Source organism: Microbacterium sp. SORGH_AS_0428 (genome assembly GCF_031453615.1).
In the GTDB taxonomy this organism is placed as follows: domain Bacteria; phylum Actinomycetota; class Actinomycetes; order Actinomycetales; family Microbacteriaceae; genus Microbacterium.
Window position 1 is genome coordinate 981,541 of record NZ_JAVIZT010000001.1, and the last position, 18,174, is coordinate 999,714.

At 69.8% G+C, this 18,174-nt stretch carries 20 protein-coding genes; 9 read left to right on the top strand and 11 right to left on the bottom strand.

Features of this window, described 5'->3' with window-relative positions:
- Positions 1–65: 65 nt before the first annotated feature.
- Both QE374_RS04785 and QE374_RS04790 read right to left on the bottom strand, forming a co-directional pair.
- Entirely contained in the window at positions 66–311 is a 246-nt protein-coding gene (locus QE374_RS04785) for a zf-HC2 domain-containing protein (RefSeq protein ID WP_137416407.1), read from the bottom strand.
- A complete protein-coding gene (locus QE374_RS04790) occupies positions 308–904 on the bottom strand; it encodes a sigma-70 family RNA polymerase sigma factor (protein WP_192900669.1) in 597 nt (198 codons plus the stop codon). Before QE374_RS04790 ends, QE374_RS04785 begins: the two co-directional genes overlap by 4 nt.
- A gap of 110 nt (positions 905–1,014) precedes the next feature.
- Here QE374_RS04790 and aroA point away from each other — a divergent pair, with 110 nt between their 5' ends.
- From aroA to bcp, 3 genes are read left to right on the top strand one after another with little or no spacing between them, the layout of a single operon-like run.
- Positions 1,015–2,343, top strand: a complete 1,329-nt coding sequence (gene aroA, locus QE374_RS04795) for a 3-phosphoshikimate 1-carboxyvinyltransferase (RefSeq protein ID WP_309732625.1) — start codon at positions 1,015–1,017, stop codon at positions 2,341–2,343.
- The gene (rsgA, locus tag QE374_RS04800; RefSeq protein WP_309732626.1) at positions 2,340–3,383 is read left to right on the top strand and encodes a ribosome small subunit-dependent GTPase A; all 1,044 of its coding nucleotides are present in this window, start codon (positions 2,340–2,342) and stop codon (positions 3,381–3,383) included. The genes aroA and rsgA overlap by 4 nt, the downstream gene beginning before the upstream one ends.
- Before the next feature lie 17 nt (positions 3,384–3,400).
- On the top strand, positions 3,401–3,871 hold the full coding sequence (gene bcp / locus QE374_RS04805; RefSeq protein WP_309732628.1) for a thioredoxin-dependent thiol peroxidase: 471 nt from the start codon (positions 3,401–3,403) through the stop codon (positions 3,869–3,871).
- Between the two features lie 6 nt (positions 3,872–3,877).
- Here the strand turns inward: bcp and QE374_RS04810 are convergent, their stop codons facing one another.
- Positions 3,878–4,267, bottom strand: coding sequence for a histidine kinase (locus tag QE374_RS04810; RefSeq protein ID WP_309732629.1), 390 nt, complete (start codon positions 4,265–4,267; stop codon positions 3,878–3,880).
- A 245-nt stretch (positions 4,268–4,512) separates the two neighbouring features.
- Between QE374_RS04810 and QE374_RS04815 the strand changes: the two genes are divergently transcribed.
- Complete coding sequence (locus QE374_RS04815) at positions 4,513–4,761, top strand: WhiB family transcriptional regulator (RefSeq protein WP_121060093.1); 249 nt, start codon at positions 4,513–4,515, stop codon at positions 4,759–4,761.
- A 76-nt stretch (positions 4,762–4,837) separates the two neighbouring features.
- Here the strand turns inward: QE374_RS04815 and QE374_RS04820 are convergent, their stop codons facing one another.
- From QE374_RS04820 to QE374_RS04830, 3 genes are read right to left on the bottom strand one after another with little or no spacing between them, the layout of a single operon-like run.
- Positions 4,838–6,331 (bottom strand): histidine kinase N-terminal domain-containing protein, encoded by a 1,494-nt coding sequence (locus tag QE374_RS04820; RefSeq protein WP_309732635.1) that lies wholly within the window; start codon positions 6,329–6,331, stop codon positions 4,838–4,840.
- A gap of 9 nt (positions 6,332–6,340) precedes the next feature.
- The gene (locus QE374_RS04825) at positions 6,341–7,621 is read right to left on the bottom strand and encodes a P-loop NTPase (RefSeq protein WP_309732638.1); all 1,281 of its coding nucleotides are present in this window, start codon (positions 7,619–7,621) and stop codon (positions 6,341–6,343) included.
- A complete protein-coding gene (locus tag QE374_RS04830; protein ID WP_309732640.1) occupies positions 7,618–8,244 on the bottom strand; it encodes an SAF domain-containing protein in 627 nt (208 codons plus the stop codon). The genes QE374_RS04825 and QE374_RS04830 overlap by 4 nt, the downstream gene beginning before the upstream one ends.
- Positions 8,245–8,358: 114 nt before the next feature.
- On the opposite strand from QE374_RS04830, the gene QE374_RS04835 reads away from it, so the two are divergent.
- Entirely contained in the window at positions 8,359–8,640 is a 282-nt protein-coding gene (locus QE374_RS04835) for a helix-turn-helix domain-containing protein (protein WP_309732641.1), read from the top strand.
- A gap of 5 nt (positions 8,641–8,645) precedes the next feature.
- Here QE374_RS04835 and QE374_RS04840 read toward each other — a convergent pair whose 3' ends face one another.
- Complete coding sequence (locus QE374_RS04840; RefSeq protein ID WP_309732642.1) at positions 8,646–9,242, bottom strand: hypothetical protein; 597 nt, start codon at positions 9,240–9,242, stop codon at positions 8,646–8,648.
- A gap of 116 nt (positions 9,243–9,358) precedes the next feature.
- On the opposite strand from QE374_RS04840, the gene QE374_RS04845 reads away from it, so the two are divergent.
- Complete coding sequence (locus QE374_RS04845) at positions 9,359–9,793, top strand: Rv3235 family protein (RefSeq protein WP_137416396.1); 435 nt, start codon at positions 9,359–9,361, stop codon at positions 9,791–9,793.
- 55 nt (positions 9,794–9,848) lie between these two features.
- On the opposite strand, the gene QE374_RS04850 is transcribed toward QE374_RS04845, so the two are convergent.
- Entirely contained in the window at positions 9,849–11,075 is a 1,227-nt protein-coding gene (locus QE374_RS04850; RefSeq protein WP_309732644.1) for a pyridoxal phosphate-dependent aminotransferase, read from the bottom strand.
- Positions 11,076–11,215: 140 nt separating this feature from the next.
- On the opposite strand from QE374_RS04850, the gene QE374_RS04855 reads away from it, so the two are divergent.
- Positions 11,216–11,674, top strand: a complete 459-nt coding sequence (locus QE374_RS04855; protein WP_307319551.1) for an Lrp/AsnC family transcriptional regulator — start codon at positions 11,216–11,218, stop codon at positions 11,672–11,674.
- A gap of 40 nt (positions 11,675–11,714) precedes the next feature.
- Here QE374_RS04855 and secA read toward each other — a convergent pair whose 3' ends face one another.
- Positions 11,715–14,501 (bottom strand): preprotein translocase subunit SecA, encoded by a 2,787-nt coding sequence (secA, locus tag QE374_RS04860; RefSeq protein ID WP_309732648.1) that lies wholly within the window; start codon positions 14,499–14,501, stop codon positions 11,715–11,717.
- A gap of 221 nt (positions 14,502–14,722) precedes the next feature.
- Here secA and QE374_RS04865 point away from each other — a divergent pair, with 221 nt between their 5' ends.
- On the top strand, positions 14,723–15,295 hold the full coding sequence (locus QE374_RS04865; RefSeq protein WP_309732649.1) for a PadR family transcriptional regulator: 573 nt from the start codon (positions 14,723–14,725) through the stop codon (positions 15,293–15,295).
- Between the two features lie 56 nt (positions 15,296–15,351).
- Complete coding sequence (locus QE374_RS04870; protein WP_309732652.1) at positions 15,352–16,668, top strand: hypothetical protein; 1,317 nt, start codon at positions 15,352–15,354, stop codon at positions 16,666–16,668.
- 61 nt (positions 16,669–16,729) lie between these two features.
- On the opposite strand, the gene hpf is transcribed toward QE374_RS04870, so the two are convergent.
- Together hpf and QE374_RS04880 are read right to left on the bottom strand one after the other, a co-directional pair.
- Complete coding sequence (gene hpf / locus QE374_RS04875) at positions 16,730–17,389, bottom strand: ribosome hibernation-promoting factor, HPF/YfiA family (RefSeq protein WP_137416390.1); 660 nt, start codon at positions 17,387–17,389, stop codon at positions 16,730–16,732.
- A gap of 65 nt (positions 17,390–17,454) precedes the next feature.
- Positions 17,455–18,111: a phosphoribosyltransferase family protein gene (locus tag QE374_RS04880; RefSeq protein ID WP_309732654.1), complete on the bottom strand. Its 657-nt coding sequence runs from the start codon at positions 18,109–18,111 to the stop codon at positions 17,455–17,457.
- Positions 18,112–18,174: the final 63 nt, after the last annotated feature.

Sequence of the window (18,174 nt, forward strand, 5' to 3'; positions counted from 1 at the left end):
CGGACTCAGAGTGCCGCCGTCACCTTATCGATCGGGGATCGTGCGCAGGCGTGGAACCCTGTGCGTCAGTGATGAGTCGCCTGTGCGGCGCGGAGCCGCTCGAGAACCTGGTCGCGGAGCTTGTCGGGGGCCGTCTCTTTGCACGCACGCGCGACGACCTCGGTGAGCGTGGTCGCGACGAGCGCCTCGTCGCGGCACTCCGCGCACGTCTCGAGGTGCTCGCGGATATCGCTGTGCTCGACGTGGCACATCTCGTTGCGGAGGTACTCCTCGAGATCGCGCCGAGCCTTCTCGCAGCCGCAGTCGGTCATTTCTTGCTCCTGGGTGCTGACGGGGCGATGCCCCGTTCCTTCGCGTAGTCGGCGAGCAGGTCACGAAGCATGCGCCGGCCTCGGTGCAGGCGGCTCATGACCGTGCCGATAGGGGTCTTCATGATGTCGGCGATCTCCTGGTAGGCGAAACCTTCGACGTCGGCGAGGTACACCGCCAGTCGGAAGTCCTCGGGGATCGATTGCAGCGCCTCTTTGACGATCGACGCAGGCATATGATCGATCGCCTCCGCCTCGGCCGAACGGGTGCTGGTGGCGGTGGTCGACTCTGCGCCGCCGAGCTGCCAGTCCTCGAGATCGTCGATGGCGCCCTGATAGGGCTCGCGCTGCTTCTTGCGATACACGTTGATGTACGTGTTCGTGAGGATGCGGTACAGCCACGCCTTGAGGTTCGTACCCTGCGTGAACGTCGCCCACGAGGAGAACGCCTTGACGAAGGTCTCCTGCACGAGATCGGCTGCGTCCGAGGGGTTGCGCGTCATGCGCATCGCCGCCGCGTACAGCTGGTCCATGAACGGCAGCGCCTGCTCCTCGAACTGAGAGCGGGTGTCCACGGCAGAGCTAGTGTCGTCCATCGTGGGCAATCCTACGCGTTGCCCACGAGCGACCTTCGGGCGCTCGAGCACGGCATTCATACGCGTCCTTCCTTCACCGTCGATCGGAACGGTTCAGTAGGGTGGAACCGATGAGCGACGAGCGCTATTCCCCCGATCTCGCCGGCTGGGCCGCACCGAGCGCGTCTGCGGCGGTGCGGGCGATCGTCCATGTGCCCGGCTCCAAGTCGCTGACCAACCGCGAACTGGTCCTCGCAGCCCTGGCCGACGGCCCCGGCATCCTGCGCGCACCGCTGCACTCCGACGACTCGGCGCGGATGCTCGACGCCCTCGCGGCCCTTGGTGTGGGCATCGAGCGACTCGAGGGGTCGGGCCCCTTCGGCGACGACCTGAGGATCACGCCCGCCACCACCGCTCCCGCCGACGTCGTGGTCGACTGCGGCCAGGCAGGCACCGTCATGCGCTTCGTGACCCCGATGGCCGGCTTCGCGCGGGGCGACGTGACCGTGACCGCCCATGAGAGCGCGCTGCACCGTCCGATGGGCGAGATGATCCGAACGCTGCGCGAGGTCGGCGTCGACATCGATGACGCCGGCACATGGTCCCTTCCCTTCCTGGTCCGCGGGCGCGGGCATGTGCGCGGCGGCGAGGTGACGATCGATGCGAGCGCGTCGAGCCAGTTCGTCTCCGGCCTCCTGCTGTCGGCGGCACGCTTCGACGTGGGGCTCCACCTGCGCCACGAGGGGGCGCGTCTGCCCTCGATCCCCCACATCGACATGACCGTGGAGTCGCTCGCGCACCGCGGCGTGCACGTGGAGCGCCCGGCACCGGGCGAGTGGATCGTCCCTCCCGGACCGATCCGCGCGAAGGACATCGCGATCGAACCCGACCTCTCCAACGCGGCTCCGTTCCTCGCGGCCGCACTGATCACCGGCGGCGAGGTCACTGTCGGCGGATGGCCCGCGCATTCGACGCAGCCGGGCGCTCAGCTGCCCGAGCTGCTGGCAGCGTTCGGCGCACGGAGCAGTCGCCGTCACGGCAGCCTGACGATCACCGGCGGCGATGCCATCACTGGCGTCGACCTCGATCTCTCGCCGGTGGGAGAGCTCGCCCCCACGTTGGTCGGACTCGCACTCCTGGCGGATGCGCCCTCCACCTTCGTCGGCATCGGTCACCTGCGCGGCCACGAGACCGATCGCCTGGCTGCGCTCGTCCACAACGTCCGCGCTCTGGGCGGCGAGGCGGAGGAGCTCGAAGACGGCATCCGCGTCGTCCCCCGCCCCCTCTCCGGAGGGATGTGGCGCGCGTTCCATGATCACCGGATGGCCACCACCGGCGCGGTGGTCGGACTGGCCGTGCCGGGCGTCGTCGTGGACGACATCGGCACGACGGCGAAGACCATGCCGGAGTTTCCCGAGCTGTGGGACCGCATGCTCGCGGGCACGGAGTCCGCCGGGTGAGCTGGCTGCCGCCGGACGACGACGAGGACGACCTCGCCTACGACGAGTCCGCCTTCCGGGCGCGCCCGAACCCCAAAGCGAACAAGCCGCGCACCAAGCGCAGGCCGGCCCATGCCGACGCGCGCATCGCACGCGTCCTCGGCGTGGACCGCGGGCGCTACCAGGTGCTCGTGGACGAAGACGAGCCCACCGAGCGCGAGATCGTGGCCACTCGCGCGCGGGAGCTGCGGCGCACCCCGATCGTCACGGGCGACCGCGCCCGCGTGGTCGGGGACGTGAGCGGCACCGAGGGCACGCTCTCCCGCATCGTGGGCATCGAGGATCGCACCACCCTCCTCCGGCGCAGCGCCGACGACACCGACCAGGTGGAGCGCGTCGTGGTCGCCAACGCCGACCAGATGCTCGTCGTCGTGGCCGCGGCAGACCCGGAGCCGCGAGCACGCCTGGTCGACCGCTATCTGATCGCCGCGCTCGACGCCGGGATCCGCCCGCTTCTCGTGGTGACCAAGACCGATCTCGCCGACCCGGCGCCGTTCCTGTCGCACTTCGACGGCATCGACATCGAGGTCTTCACGAGCGCTCGCGGCGAGATGCCGGTCGAACGCATCGGCGCCGCGCTGATCGGACACTCCACCGTCTTCGTCGGACATTCCGGCGTCGGCAAGTCGACCCTCGTGAATGCGCTCGTGCCGGGCGCCGGGCGCGCGACCGGCCACGTCAACGAGGTCACCGGGCGCGGGCGCCACACCTCGAGCTCGACGGTGTCGCTGCGCTACCGAGGCGATGGGGGCTCCGGCTGGGTGATCGACACCCCGGGCGTGCGCTCCTTCGGGCTGGGTCACGTGGACCCCGCGAACATCCTGCGCGCCTTCACCGACCTGGCCACGATCGCCGAGGACTGCCCGCGCGGCTGCACCCACCTGCCCGACGCCCCGGACTGCGCGATCATCGCCGCGGTGGCAGAGGGCAGGCTGGGCCCGAGCGGTGCGGCGCGCTTGGACTCTCTGCAGCGCCTGCTGACCACGTTCGGGGGTCGCTGAGCGCCTACGCTGGAGTCATGACTCAGCTGCAGCCCGGCGACATCGCCCCCGACTTCACGCTCCACGACCAGGACGGCGACGCCGTCTCGCTCGAGGGGTTCCGCGGCCGGCCCGTCATCCTCTACTTCTACCCCGCGGCCATGACGCCGGGGTGCACGACCCAGGCGTGCGACTTCCGCGACAGCCTCTCCTCCCTCACCGCCGCCGGGTACACCGTGCTCGGCGTCTCACGGGACTCATCCGAGAAGCTCCGCACGTTCCGTGAGCGCGACGGCCTCACCTTCCCGCTGCTTTCCGACCCCGACCACGCGGTGCACGATGCCTACGGCGCGTGGGGCGAGAAGACGAACTACGGCAAGACCGTCGAGGGCGTGCTCCGCTCGACGTTCGTGATCGACGCGGACGGACGCATCGAGCAGGCGCTCTACAACGTCAAGGCGACCGGTCACGTCGCCCGACTGCGCAAGCTCCTCGGTATCGAGGGCTGATAAGGATCAGTCCTCGCGTCGGGCGCCCTGAGCCGCCCGACGCGCCGCCGAGATCAGAAGAACGAGCACGATCAACGCGGGAACGCCCAGCTGGAGCCCGTTGAGCGGATGCCCGTACGTCCCGGTCACCGCTCCGATCGCGACGGCGAGCACCAGCAGCTGGACCACGATGCCTCCCGAGCGACCGGCCGATCGACCGCGTGCCGCGGCGACGCCGAAGGCGACGACCAGCGCGGCACCGAGCAGCGTCAGCACGATCAGGGCGATCGCCGTCGCCGGGGACGCCGTGTCGCCTTGCGCGAGCGCGATGAGCTGCCAGAGGGCCAGCCCCGCGAGCGCGGCGCCCTCGAGGACCACGAGTCCGCCCGCCACGAGGCTCAGCAGGTCGTTGCGCATGGCATCTCCGGAGTTGTGGGATTGGACAGTATTCGGACGCATGCAGTTGGTGACGGGACACAAAACAACCGGTGAACCCTTGATTCACCCTGGTCACTGTGGAACGATTGACGACGTCGTGTGCTCCCACAGCGGCGTGGGGCGAGCTGAAGCTCGCACATCACACAGGGTACCGGACCCCGATCCGGGCTCTTTCACAACCCACCCGTTCTGACCTTTTTCCGACGCCTGAGGAGCAACATCACATGGATTGGCGCGACAAATCAGCCTGCCTGACCGTAGACCCGGAGCTGTTCTTCCCGGTCGGCAACACCGGTCCGGCAGTCGACCAGATCGAGAAGGCCAAGTCCGTGTGCGCTCGCTGCACCGTCACGGAGATCTGCCTGCAGTACGCCCTCGAGACCGGCCAGGACTCGGGCGTCTGGGGAGGCCTCTCCGAAGATGAGCGCCGCGCCCTCAAGCGCCGCGCCGCGCGCGCCCGTCGCGCTTCCTGAGCGCTCCGACACGCTTTTTACTCCGCATCCGCCGTTCCTGCGCTCACAAGCGCTAGGTGCGGCGGATGCGTCGTTCTCACACCTCGCCGCGGTCGATGTAGCGCAGCGGGATGTCGATCGTCACCTCGGTGCCCCGGCCCATGATCGTGTGCCAGTCGATCGTGCCGCCCAGCTCTCCCTGGATCAGGGTGCGCACGATCTGCGTGCCCAGGCCGCGGCCCACTTGACCCTCGGGCAGGCCCACGCCGGTATCACGGACCCGGACCTCGAGATTGTCCTCGGAACGCTCCGCAGCGATCTCCACCTCGCCCTCCTGCCCCGCGAGGCCGTGCTCGACGGCGTTGGTGACGAGTTCGGTCAGGGCGAGCGCGAGCGGCGTCGCGTACTCGCTGGGCAGCGTTCCGAACGAACCGGTCTTGCGGGTGCGAGCCCGCGTCGTGGGCGCGGCCGCCACCTCGGCGACGAGCTTCAGCACGCGCGAGAAGACCTCGTCGAAGTCGACGTTCTGGGTAAGCCCCTCCGAGAGCGTGTCGTGCACCACGGCGATCGCCGACACGCGCCGCGTGGCGTGCGTGAGGGCGTCGCGGGCCTCGTCCGAGTGCGTGCGGCGAGCCTGGATCCGCAGCAGTGAGGCGACGGTCTGCAGGTTGTTCTTGACCCGGTGATGGATCTCACGGATCGTGGCGTCCTTGGTGATCAGCTCCTGGTCGCGGTGGCGCAACTCGGTCACGTCGCGACACAGCACGATCGCGCCGATGCGGTTGCCGTGGTCGCGCAGCGGAATGGCCCGCAGCGCCACCGTGACACCCCTGGCCTCGATGTCCACGCGCCACGGCGCGCGGCCCGTGGCGACGACGGGCAGCGACTCGTCGAACTGCCGCTTCTCGGGGAGGATCTGCGTGATGACCTCCACGAGCGGCTCACCCTCGAGCTCGTCCTCGAATCCCATCCGGTAGAACGCGGAGAGCGCGTTCGGGCTCGCGAACGTCGTGAGTCCGTCCACGTCGATCCGGATGAGGCCGTCGGACGCGCGGGGCGCGCCGCGGCGCGGCGACGCGGGTGCGGCGACATCGGGGAACTCGCCCGTCGCCACCATTCCGAACAGGTCGTCTGCGCAGTCGTTGAAGGTGATCTGCTGACGCGACGGCGTCCGAGCCTCTCCGAGGTTCGTATGACGCGTGAGGACGCCGAGGACACGGGCGTGCGAGTCCGCCCCCGAGCGAGCACGGACGACGGGCACGGCGCGCACGCGCGTGGGGGTCTCCTCGAACCAGTCCGGCGACGCGGAATCCACGATGCGACCGGTGCTGAAGGCCTCGCGCACCTGGGCACGCCACTGCGGCCGGACGCGGTCGCCCACGATGTCGCGGTAGAAGAGCGTCGCTGCGCCCGAGGGACGCGTGTGCGCGACGGCGATGAAGGAGTCGTCCTCGGTGGGCACCCACAGCACGATGTCCGCGAAGGCGAGATCCGCGAGCAGCTGCCCGTCCCCGGCCAGCCGGTGCAGCCACTCCACATCGGCGGGATCGGAGAAGCCGTGCGCGTAGACGAGATCGCTGAGGGTCGACACCCCTCCACCCTATGCGGAGGCGGCCCACGGTTCGTGCGGGCTCCGGCTGCCGCGGCGTTCGCGTCGGGTGGTCGCGACCGGCATCGGGGGCAGCAGCGCCTCCCCGACGATGCGCCGGATGGCGGACACCATCGCGGACCTCCCGGCCACCTCTGCGGCGGGCCGCGCCGCGAGCATCGCCGCATCCGCTGCTCTGCGGTCCTCCGGGACGAACCACATCTCGCGGATGTCCGCATATCGCTCCAGCGTGCGGCGCAGCTGTCCGCGTGCATCGATGCCGACGCCGCCGCGACGGAGCCGGTTCACGACGACCGTCAGCGGCGTGGACCCCGCGATCGCCCGCAGCTCCGCCACCGATCGCAGGAAGCGCGCGACGGAGACGGGGTCGGCGGCGAGAACCGCCACGATGTGATCGGCGGTCTCGAGCGCGGCCAGCGTCGCCGCGTTCCGCCGCGGCCCGGCGATCACGTCGCTCACGATCTCTTCGTCGCGCTCCAGCGATGCGGCGACATCCACCACGGTGTGCTCGGCCCAGCCGGCGCAGGCGGCGAGCGCGGCACGCACGCGCTTCTCACTGAGCTCCGGCCACCGCGACGGGCGGTTGATACCGGTGAGCACGTCCACGTCAGCGCCGCCGAGAGCCACCGAGATGCGCTGGAGTTCGACCTCGTCCAACGCATCCAGCTCGGCCTGGCGGCATGCGACGGCGAACCCGGGCCCCTCGTCGGGAAGACCGAGGGCCATCGCCAGCGAGGGGGCGTGGGCGTCCGCGTCGACGAGCGCCACGTGACGACCGCCGCGGGAGAGTTCGGCGGCGAGCCCCACGGCGATGGTGGATCGTCCGGGAGCGCCGTGCGGCCCCCAGACGGCGATCAGGCGGGGACCGGCGACGGCGGGCCGGGGACTCACGGCCGACGCGGACGCGGTGGCGAGGGCGGCCGCCGCATCCCTCGCCGAGCCGGTCACCGGAACAGGAGAGCAGAGCCCGAAGGCTGCCGCCAGACGAGCGGCGCCCGCATCATCGCCGAGCGGGAGGACGCGCACGCCGCGGGCATCCGCGAGGGCGACGGTGTGAGCGGTCAGCTGGTCGACGCGCGCGGCGAGCACCAGAGTGTCGGCGGCGGCGAGCAGTGCGTCGAGTTCCGCATCCGGTGCGTGACCGAACGCGACGGTGCCCGCGAACCTGTCCGGAGGATAGATCGCCGCCTCGGCAGCGCCCTCCAGCAGGAGCTGCTCCCGCAGTTCGAGAGCGAGAGGCCGCGGGAGGACGAGCACCACGCGTGAGATCACGAGACCCCCTGCGCGGGGACCACCGACAGCGTCGCCTCACCCGCGAGCGCCGCAAGCACGTCCGCCACGGACTCGCGGGGCACGATGAGCTCGACGGAGGGCGCCGTGGTCGCCATCACGGAGTCGCTGCTCGGAAGAGCCGCGACCGCCGCATCGGCGACAAGGATGCGGGGGGCCTGCCGGATGCCCTCGCCGTCCAGCGGGGCGGCCCAGATCTCCACCGGAGTCCCCACCTCCACGGAGGCGGGGATCGCGGTGCTGCTGGGGACGACGATGGTGGTCGTGCGCACCTCGGATGCGGCGCCCACGGCAGCCGCGGGGATGAGCTCGCCCGCGGGGATCGTGCGGGTCGCCACGGCGTCGGGCGGCAGGGTGTCCCCCGACGCATAGGCGCCCTCCAGCGACCCCAGCGCGACGTCGACGACGCGCAGCTCCGAGGGCGAGATGCTCTCACCGGGCACGAGAGTTCGCGTCGCCGCATAGACGGGAACCGTCTGCCGCGACGATGCGACGACGAACCAGACGCCGGCGACGGAGACGAGAACGAGCACGACGCCGATCACGAAGCGCGCGTCCGCCCAGAGCGCGCGGGGGCGCTGGCGAGGCGCGACCTGAGCTGTCATGGCGTACATGCTGACCGAGGCCGGCCAGGGCCGTCGGATCTTATCCACAGCGCGCTTATCCACATGGCGCGCCACCGCGCCGAGGTGTCGGAACGGCACCGCATAATTGAGGACATGCCCGACACGACCCCGCCCGAGGGCCGCCTCCTCGCTCCGGCATCCGTTGCCGAGGCGCTGTCGGTGTCGGTCGACGAGGTCATCGCGTTGGTCATGGAGGGCAGGCTTCGCGGCGTCCGCATCGGCGAGAGCCGCCAGTGGCGCATCGAAGAGGCCAGCGTGTCGGACTATCTGGACGACGAAGCCGAAGACGCCCGCCGGATGGCGCTGTGGCGGCAGTCGAACGCCGCCAGTTTCCCCGAGCTCTGGGGGCATGGTCGGGTGCGGAATCCCGACTGAACGCCTCAGAGCACCTCGACGCCCTCCCACCTCACCCACGACACTGCGGTGAACGGAACCAGACGGTAGCCGCGGACGCTGGCGGAGCGACGCGGCTCATCGATGTCGTGCAGTGCAAGATCCAGGTGGTCCGCCCCCGCACGATCGATCGTCCCCGACACCGCACGCGTTCCCACCTGCACCGTGACGGGAACGCGTCGACGTGCGAGGTCGCGAAGGACGAAGCCCATCCCCATGCGTTCCGACACCCCCACCCGAGGTGAAGGATGCGGCCGCGCCGCGCGCAGGAGGTCACCCTCCCCCAGGCCCACCGAAGACACCGACGCCACCGGGACCAGCACGCTGCGCCGCTGCACCTCGAGTCCCATCCAATCGGCGCCGACCGCGGTCAGAACGCCGATCATCGCATCCGCGGCGACCAGATCGACGGCGAGATCGGGGCGTTGCGTCTCATCTGTGCGAGCGAGCACCAGAAGCCTCTCGCGCAGCGTCACGCGCGACAAGCGCAGCCGCTCGGCCTCCGTGTCCAACACGGCGCGTTCCACTTCCCACTCGGCATCGAACTGCCCCTGCAGGTCCTCGAAGAAGCGTTCCCAGCGCACGCCGCGAGATTAGACCGATACCCCCGTAATCATGAGAAGTTTTCCACAAACCGTTTCTGACCTGGCCGAACTGCTCTACTGATCCCGCTCAGGATCCCCGTTCATGTGAGGCCCAGATGGTTCAGATCGCCACCGGCGCGACGCGCCCCGAACGCAGCTTCATGCGCTTGTCCGCAGACTTCTTCGCGCCGCAGCCGACGTCCTCGTCCGAGCTGCCCGATCCCGTTCCGCTGGTGCGCAACCTCACCAACGGCGTGCTCGAGGCTCTCGCGGGGGTCCGCGACATCGATCAGCTCGCACGATGGATGACCGAGGACACCTACCGCGCACTTCTCACGCGGGTGAACCTCGCCACCCGAGCCCGCAGCGCACGCGGCGTCGCCGCCGCCCGCCCCGTGCACTCGATCCTCAGCGTGCACCACTCGGAGCCCGCCGACGGCGTGGTCGAGGCCGTCGTGGTCGTCGCGGGTCCCGCGCGCACGCGCGCCGTGGCCATCCGCCTGGAGGGCATGGACCGCCGCTGGCGGGCCACCTCGCTCGCCCTCCTGTGACAATGCTCTCATCGCCCGCAGGGCGCTGAGAGCCGGCCGCAGACGGTCCGCCGGCCTATTGGCGGTAGGACGACAGGAAGTTGCCGAGACGCTCGATGGCCTCCGCGATCACGCGGGCCTCGGGAAGCGTCACGATCCGCAGGTGGTCCGGGGTCGGCCAATTGAAGCCCGTCCCCGGCACGAGGAGGATGTGCTCGGCCACGAGGAGATCGTGGACGAGCTTCGCGTCGTCACGGATCTCGTGCACCTCCGGATCCAGCCGCGGGAACGCGTACAGCGCGCCGGCCGGCTTGACGCAGGAGACACCCGGAATGGCCTCCAGGCCTTCCCAGGCCGCATCCCGCTGCTCGTGCAGGCGACCGGTCGGAGCGATCAACGCGTCGATCGACTGCACGCCCGACAGCGCCGCTTGTACCGCGTGCTGCGCGGGGACGTTCGGACACAGCCGTGTGGACGCGAGCAGGTTGATGCCCTCGAGGAAGCCTCGCGCGTGGTGGCGGGGTCCGGTGATGACCATCCACCCGCTGCGGTAACCGGCCACGCGATAGGTCTTGGACAAGCCGTTGAAGGTGAGGCAGAGCAGATCGGGCGCGAGCGTCGCGAGCGGGATGTGGCGAGCCCCGTCGAAGAGGATGCGGTCGTAGATCTCGTCTGCCAGCAGGAGGAGCGAGTGCTCGCGGGCGAGTTCCACGATCTGGGTCAGCACCTCACGCGTGTAGACGGCGCCGGTGGGGTTGTTGGGGTTGATGACGACGATCGCCTTGGTGCGATCGGTGATCTTGGAACGGATGTCCTCGATGTCGGGCTGCCAGCCGTTCTGCTCGTCGCAGACGTAGTGCACCGGGGTGCCGCCGCCGAGGCTCGTCATGGCCGTCCACAGCGGGTAGTCCGGTGCCGGGATGAGAACCTCGTCACCCTCGTCCAGGAGCGCCTGCATCGTCATCGTGATCAGCTCGGAGACACCGTTGCCGAGGTACACGTCGTCGGGCGTGAAGGTCGGGAAGCCCGGCTCCTGCTCGTACCGGTACACGACGGCGCGACGCGCGGACATGATGCCCTTGCTCTCGCTGTAGCCGTGCGCGGAGGGAATCGCATCGATCATGTCGCGCACGATCTGGAAGGGCGCATCGAAGCCGAAGACCGCCGGGTTGCCCGTGTTGAGCTTCAGGATCGTGTGTCCCTCGGCTTCGAGCCGGTCGGCCTCCACCAGGGCCTCGCCGCGGATCTCGTAAAGGACATCCTTCAGCTTCCGGGACTGGTCGAGGGGGCGCAGCGAGCTCATCCGATCAGGATAGTCCGGCCACGGCAGGGCCAATCCGCATCTGCTGGCACGTCTGGCGCTTACCGCGCGTCATTCGGCGGTTCTCACATAAACGCCGCCGATACGGTGAAGAGGTAACACCCCTTACCCGAAGGACTCCCATGGCCGCGCGCGATCGACTCGACGACACCTCCAAACGCATCATCGAACAGCTTCAGGAGAACGGGCGCCGCTCCTACGCCGAGATCGGCAAAGCCGTCGGGCTGAGCGAGGCCGCTGTGCGACAGCGGGTGCAGCGCTTGACGGATTCGGGCATCATGCAGGTGGTCGCCGTCACCGACCCCATGCGACTCGGCTTCCATCGTCAGGCGCTCGTGGGTCTGCGCGTCAGCGGCGACAGCCGCGCCGTGGCGGCCGAGCTCGAGCAGATCTCCGCCGTCGACTACCTCGTGCTCACCGCGGGCAGCTTCGACATCCTCATCGAGGTGGTCTGCGCATCCGATCAGGACCTCGCCGAGCTGCTGAACGCCCGCATCCGCACGATCCCCGGCGTCATCTCCTCGGAGACGTTCGTCTACCTCGAGGTGCGCAAGCAGTCCTTCGACTGGGGCACGCCCTGAACGAGCGAGCGCCCCGCATCCTGCGGGGCGCTCGCCGATCTCACTTCTTCTTCGCTCTGCGCTGCGCGCGATTCTGCGCCTCGGGCTGGGGCGCCTGGGTCCGCTGACCGAACGCGCCGCGAGGAGCCTCGGCGGCGGGCGGCGCTGCGGCGGCCGGAGCCGCAGCCTGGCGCGCGCGGCCCGTGGCCGCCTTCTGCACCTGGCCGCGGTCGTTGCGCACCTCGACGTCGCCGTCCTCGGTGGGAGCACTGTACTCGAGCCGCTGGCCTTCGACCGAAGGGGCGACGAGCCCCTTGGCCTCGACCTCGGTGTGCTCGCCGTCCGGACGACGCACCTCGACCTCGAGGTTGAAGAGGAACCCGACCGACTCCTCCTTGATCTGCCCCATCATCGCCTGGAACATCTCGTAGCCCTCGCGCTGGTACTCGATGAGCGGATCGCGCTGGGCCATCGCCCGGAGCCCGATGCCGTCCTTCAGGTAGTCCATCTCGTACAGGTGATCGCGCCACCGGCGGTCGAGCACCTGCAGCACCACGCGACGCTCGAGCTCGCGCATCGCCTGCTCGCCGAGCTGCTCCTCGCGGGCCGCGTACGCGATGGATGCGTCGCTGCGCAGCTCCCGCTTCAGGCCGCCAGGGGTCACGCGACCCTTCTCGCCCGCTTCAGCGACGACCTCGTCGATCGTCACGCCGACGGGGTAGACGGTCTTCAGCTCGGTCCACAGGGCGTCGAAGTCCCAGCTCTCGGTGTGGCCGCTGCCGGTGTGGTCGTCGACGATCGCGTCGATCGCGTCCTCGATGAACTTCGTGACGCGCTCCTGGATGTCGTCACCGTGGAGGATCTGGCGGCGGTCCGTGTAGATCGCCTCACGCTGACGGTTCAGGACGTCGTCGTACTTCAGGACGTTCTTGCGCATCTCGGCGTTACGCGCCTCGACCTGCGCCTGCGCGCTCTTGATCGCACGCGAGACCATTCCGGACTCGATCGCGACATCGTCGGGGAAGTTGGTGCGCGCGAGGATCGCCTCCGCGGCGCCCGACTGGAACAGCCGCATGAGATCGTCGGTCAACGACAGGTAGAAGCGGCTCTCGCCGGGGTCGCCCTGACGGCCCGAACGGCCGCGCAGCTGATTGTCGATGCGTCGCGACTCGTGGCGCTCGGTACCGAGCACGTACAGGCCGCCGGCCTCGACGACCTTCGTGGCCTCTGCCGCGACGGTGTCGCGCACCTGCTGGTAGACCTCGTCCCACGCAGCCTCGTACTCCTCGGGAGTCTCGACCGGGTCCAGGCCCTTGCTCTTCATCTCCTGCACCGCGAGGAACTCCGCGTTGCCGCCGAGCATGACGTCGGTGCCTCGACCGGCCATGTTCGTGGCGACCGTGACCGCACCCAGGCGTCCGGCGCGGGCGACGATCTCCGCCTCACGGGCGTGGTTCTTGGCGTTGAGGACCTCGTGCTTGACGCCCTTCTTGGCGAGCAGACGCGAGAGGTACTCGCTCTTCTCGACGCTCACCGTGCCCACGAGCACGGGCTGGCCCTTCTCGTGGCGAGCAGCGATGTCCTCGACCACCTGGGCGAACTTGGCCTGCTCGTTCTTGTAGACGAGGTCGGGCTGGTCCTTGCGGATCATCGGCTTGTTCGTCGGGATCGGCACGACGCCGAGCTTGTAGGTCGACATGAACTCGGCCGCCTCGGTCTCGGCGGTACCGGTCATGCCGGAGAGCTTGTCGTACAGACGGAAGTAGTTCTGCAACGTCACCGTGGCGAGCGTCTGGTTCTCGGCCTTGACCGGGACGCCCTCCTTCGCCTCGATCGCCTGGTGGATGCCCTCGTTGTAGCGGCGTCCGACGAGGATGCGGCCGGTGTGCTCGTCGACGATCATGACCTCGTCGTTCATGACGACGTAGTCGGTGTCGCGCTTGAAGAGCGCGAGGGCCTTGATCGAGTTGTTCAGGAAAGAGATGAGGGGCGTGTTCGCCGACTCGTACAGGTTGTCGATGCCGAGGTAGTCCTCGACCTTCTCGATGCCGGGCTCGAGCACACCGATCGTGCGCTTCTTCTCGTCCACCTCGTAGTCGACGCCGGCTTCGAGGGTGCGCGCGATCTTGGCGAACTCCGCGAACCAGCGGTTGGCCTCGCCCGAGGAGGGTCCGGAGATGATGAGCGGTGTGCGGGCCTCGTCGATGAGGATCGAGTCGACCTCGTCGACGATCGCGAAGAAGTGGCCGCGCTGGACCAGGTCCTCCCTGCGCCACGCCATGTTGTCGCGGAGGTAGTCGAAGCCGAACTCGTTGTTGGTTCCGTACGTGATGTCGGCGTTGTACTGCTCGCGGCGCACCTCGGGCGTCTGGCCGGAGACGATCGTGCCCGTGGTCATCCCCAGCGCGCGATACACACGTCCCATGAGCTCGGCCTGATAGCTGGCGAGGAAGTCGTTGACCGTGATGACGTGGACGCCCTCGCCCGCGATGGCGTTGAGGTAGGCCGCGAAGGTCGCCGTCAGGGTCTTTCCCTCACCGGTCTTCATCTCGGCGATGTTGCCGAGGTGCAGGGCCGCGCCGCCCATGATCTGAACGTCATAGGGACGCTGGCCGAGCGTGCGCTTGGCAGCCTCGCGGATGGCGGCGAAGGCTTCGGGCATGAGCTCGTCGAGCGTCTCGCCCGCCTGATAGCGCGCGCGCAGTTCCGCCGTCTCGCCGCGGAGCTCCTCATCGGTGAGCTGCGTGTACTCCTCTTCGAGCGCACCGACGGCTTTCACGACCTGCTGCAGGCGGCGGATGACGCGGCCTTCGCCGGCACGGAGGAGTTTCTCGAGAGGGTTGGCCACGTGGCATCTCCATCTGTCGGGTGGGCGTGCTTCTGCCCAGTCGCACCCGGAGCCCGGGCACACCGCCCCCATGTTATCCGTCTGTGACCTCTCAGAGCACGACGAACGACGGGTTCAAAGCCATTGCCCACCCAGCCGCGGCCTCGCGGCGCGCCGTGAGGCCGCGGGGAACGTTTCCCGGTATGCATATATGCGTCCCCCGTCACCCCCGAAGGAGCCCCATGTCGGTCAGGCAGTCGCTGCTCGCCATCCTCGCGCAGGGCGCGTGCTACGGCTATCAGCTGCGCGCCGAACTCGAGCGGCGCAGCGGATCGGACTGGAGCGTGAACGTCGGGCAGATCTACAACACGCTCGATCGGCTCGAGCGCGACGGACTCGTGACCAAGGGCGCCGTCGATGCGCAGGGCCACGTCTACTACGCCGCGACCGAGGCGGGCGTCGCATCCGCGTCAGGCTGGCTCCTGCGGCCCCTTCCCACCGCGAGCGGTTCGCGGGACGAGATCGCGACCAAGATCGCCCTGGCGGCGACGTTGCCCGGCGTGGATGCGGAGGCCGCGACCCGCGCCGAACGGGATGCCGCCGCCGACCGGCTCGCGCAGGCGCGCACAGCCGCAACCGGGCAGCACGACCTGGCGCGGTCGATCGCGCACGAGGCGCGCGTGGCGGGCGCGGAGGCGCAGCTGCGGTGGCTGGAGCGTGTCCTCGAGCGGCTGGAGGCCACCCCCGAGAGGTCCCGCGTCCAGCCGATCTCGCAGTCCCGCCCGCGTCGGGGACGCCCCTCCCGAATCGCGTGAACGTCCGATCCACGCCGGCTGAGAACAGGCACATCCAGCGCGCCTAGGATCGAGCCATGGCCGGTTTCTGGGGTAAGCGCAAGCGTGAGCAGCAGGCCGAGATCGACGCGCAGGACGCGGATCTCGCCCGCCGCGCGCAGCAGAGTCTCGTCGCCGCGGATGAGCGCATCCGCGCCACGACGGAGGAGCTCGCCTTCGCCGAGGCGGAGCTCGGCGAGCGCTCGACGAAGGAGCTGCGCGAGGCGCTGCAAGCCGTGCGCACCCACCTCGGCGAGGCGTTCCAGCTGCACCAGCTCAATCACGACGAGATCCCCGACACCCCGGAGGAGTTGCGCACCCGGAATGCGCGCATCGTGCAGCTGTGCGAGTGGGCCGAGGATCTCCTCGACGATCGCACCTCCGCACTGGCGGGGGCGGTCGCCCGCATCCGGGAGGCGCCGCAGGTGCTCGCCGGCGTCCGTGCCGATGCCGAGAGGCTGCGCGAACGCGTGCCCGGCGCGCGCGAGGTCGTCGACCGTCTCCGCCAGCGATACTCCCCCGCCGCTCTCAGTCAGATCGAGAACGCCCCCGCCGAGGCGGAGCAGGTGCTGACCTTCGCCGCTCACAGCGCGGAGGTGTCGGTACGCCGCCGGGAGGCGAATCGCGCCGAAGAGGCGAACATGGCCCTCGAGGCCGCGACCGAGGCCGTGCGGCGGGCAGAATCGCTCTTGGACGGCGTGGAGGACTTCGAGATCGAGGCGCTGCGCGCCGAGTCCACCCTCGCCGAGGTCATCGCGGACTCGCGCGACGACATCGTCCGCGCCCGGTCGCTGCCGGCGAACCCCGAGATCCAGCGAGCGATGAGCGAACTGGAGAGGGCGCTGGCGGCTCTCCCGCCGGCGGGGAGTCCCGCCGACCCCTTCACGCAGCTCTCGCAGCTGCGCAGCGCCAACACGGCGCTGGACGAGGCGGTCGCCAAGGCGCGACGCCGTGCCGAACACCCCCTTCCCAGCCCCGCGCAGGTCAGCCACGCCGTGGACGACGCCGATCGTCAGATCGCGGTCGCCCGCAGCCTCATCAACGGTCACAGCGGGTGGATCGGAGCCGACGCGCGCACGCGTCTCGCCGAGGCGGAGCGCACGCGGCTGGAGATCGCCAACCTCCCGGACGAGGAGGACTCCCGCGAGAGCGCGCTGCAGCTCGCGCGCCGCAGCGGACAGCTCGCCAGCGAGGCACTGCAGCTGGCCCAGCGCGACATCGACTCCTCCCGCCCGCGCCACGACGACTGGGGCGGCTACGGTCGCGGCGGTCGCGGCGGCGGCATGGGCGACGCGATGGGCGGCATCCTGGGAGGCCTGGTCATCGGCGGTCTCCTGGGCGACATGTTCGACTGACGTCCTCCTCGACCGACAGAAGGGGCCGCCTCTGAAGAGGCGGCCCCTTCTGTTCTCGTCGTCAGGAGGCGACGCGTGCGGGCTGCGCCAGGGTGTCGAGCGCGATGACTCCGTAGTCCCACCCCTTGCGGCGATAGACGACGCTCGGCTGGTCACTGCGTGCGTCGATGAAGAGGAAGAAGTCGTGCCCGACCAGTTCCATCCGATCGACGGCGTCCTCGACGCTCATCCACTCGGCATCGAACTGCTTGGTGCGGATGACGACGGGCGTGTAGTCCTGCTCGTCCTCGGCACCGGTCATCACGGGCACCTCGCCCGTGGCGACGGCCTTGAGCACATCGACGGATGCGGGCTGAACATCGATCCCGGCGATCTCACCCGTGCCTTTCTCGTAGTGGGCTCCGCGCGGGTGGTTCCGGGCGTCGACGCGCTTGTCCTTGGCACGGCGCACCTGCTCGCACAGCTTGTCGACGGCGAGATCGAGGGCGGTGAACTTGTCGCCGTCGACCGCCTCGGCGCGGATGACCGGCCCCTTGCCGGTGAGGGTCAATTCGACCGTGGAGTCCTCGTGAGCACCGTTGCGGTACGCCCGATGGGTGACCTTGACCTCGAGCCCGGCGGCCCGCGGCGCGATGTTCTCTATGCGGCTGGACTTCTCGTCCACGACAGAGCGGAAACGGTCCGAGATGCCGACGCCCACGCCGACGATGTTGGTTTCCATCCTTGACCTCCTTGTTCCGGTCCACCCGGTCAAGGGCGGACCTTCGTCGCCTTGTCACCCCCACGCTAGCCCGGGTTCATGTCCGTGTCACGAACGAATCCGGAGCGCCGCGTGTGAGCGACGCACACGACCCCCGCGACCTCGGCACCCGCCTCCCGCAGCGCCCGCGCCGCCTCGCCCACGCTCGCTCCCGTCGTGACGACGTCGTCGACGATGACGACGCGCCGGCCGTCCAGTCGCCGACGGGCGCGAAGGCTTCCGGCGACGTTGCGCGCCCGCTCGGCGCGGCCGAGTTCGCGCTGGTCGCGCGTGCTCCGGATGCGGCGCAGCACCGACAGGGCCGGCAGGCCGCTGCGATCCAGGATCGCCTCCACCACCCGGTGTCCCCGCCGCCGAAAGGCCGCAGCGGAGGTGGGCATCGGAACGAACAGCACGTCCGCATCCGGAAACCCCGCCCGCGCCGCAGCGGCCAGCGCTGCGGCGAACGGCCTCACGAGCGAGGTGCGTCCCTCCTCCTTGAGCGTGCGCAGCGCGCGGGCCGGTCGATCGGCGAAGTCGAAGGCCGCGTGGACGACGAGGCCGGACGCCAGCACGTGGCGCAGCGGCCTCGGCGCGGCGATCAGGTCGGTGCACGTCGCGCACAGGACGCTGTCCGGGACGCCGCATCCCGCGCAGTCGACGGGCAGGATGAGGGCCAGGGCGTCGGAGAGCACGGCGATCACCCGACCACCCTGCTCCGCACCGGACACGACGCGACGGCACCGCTGCGACCCGCGAGCGCGACG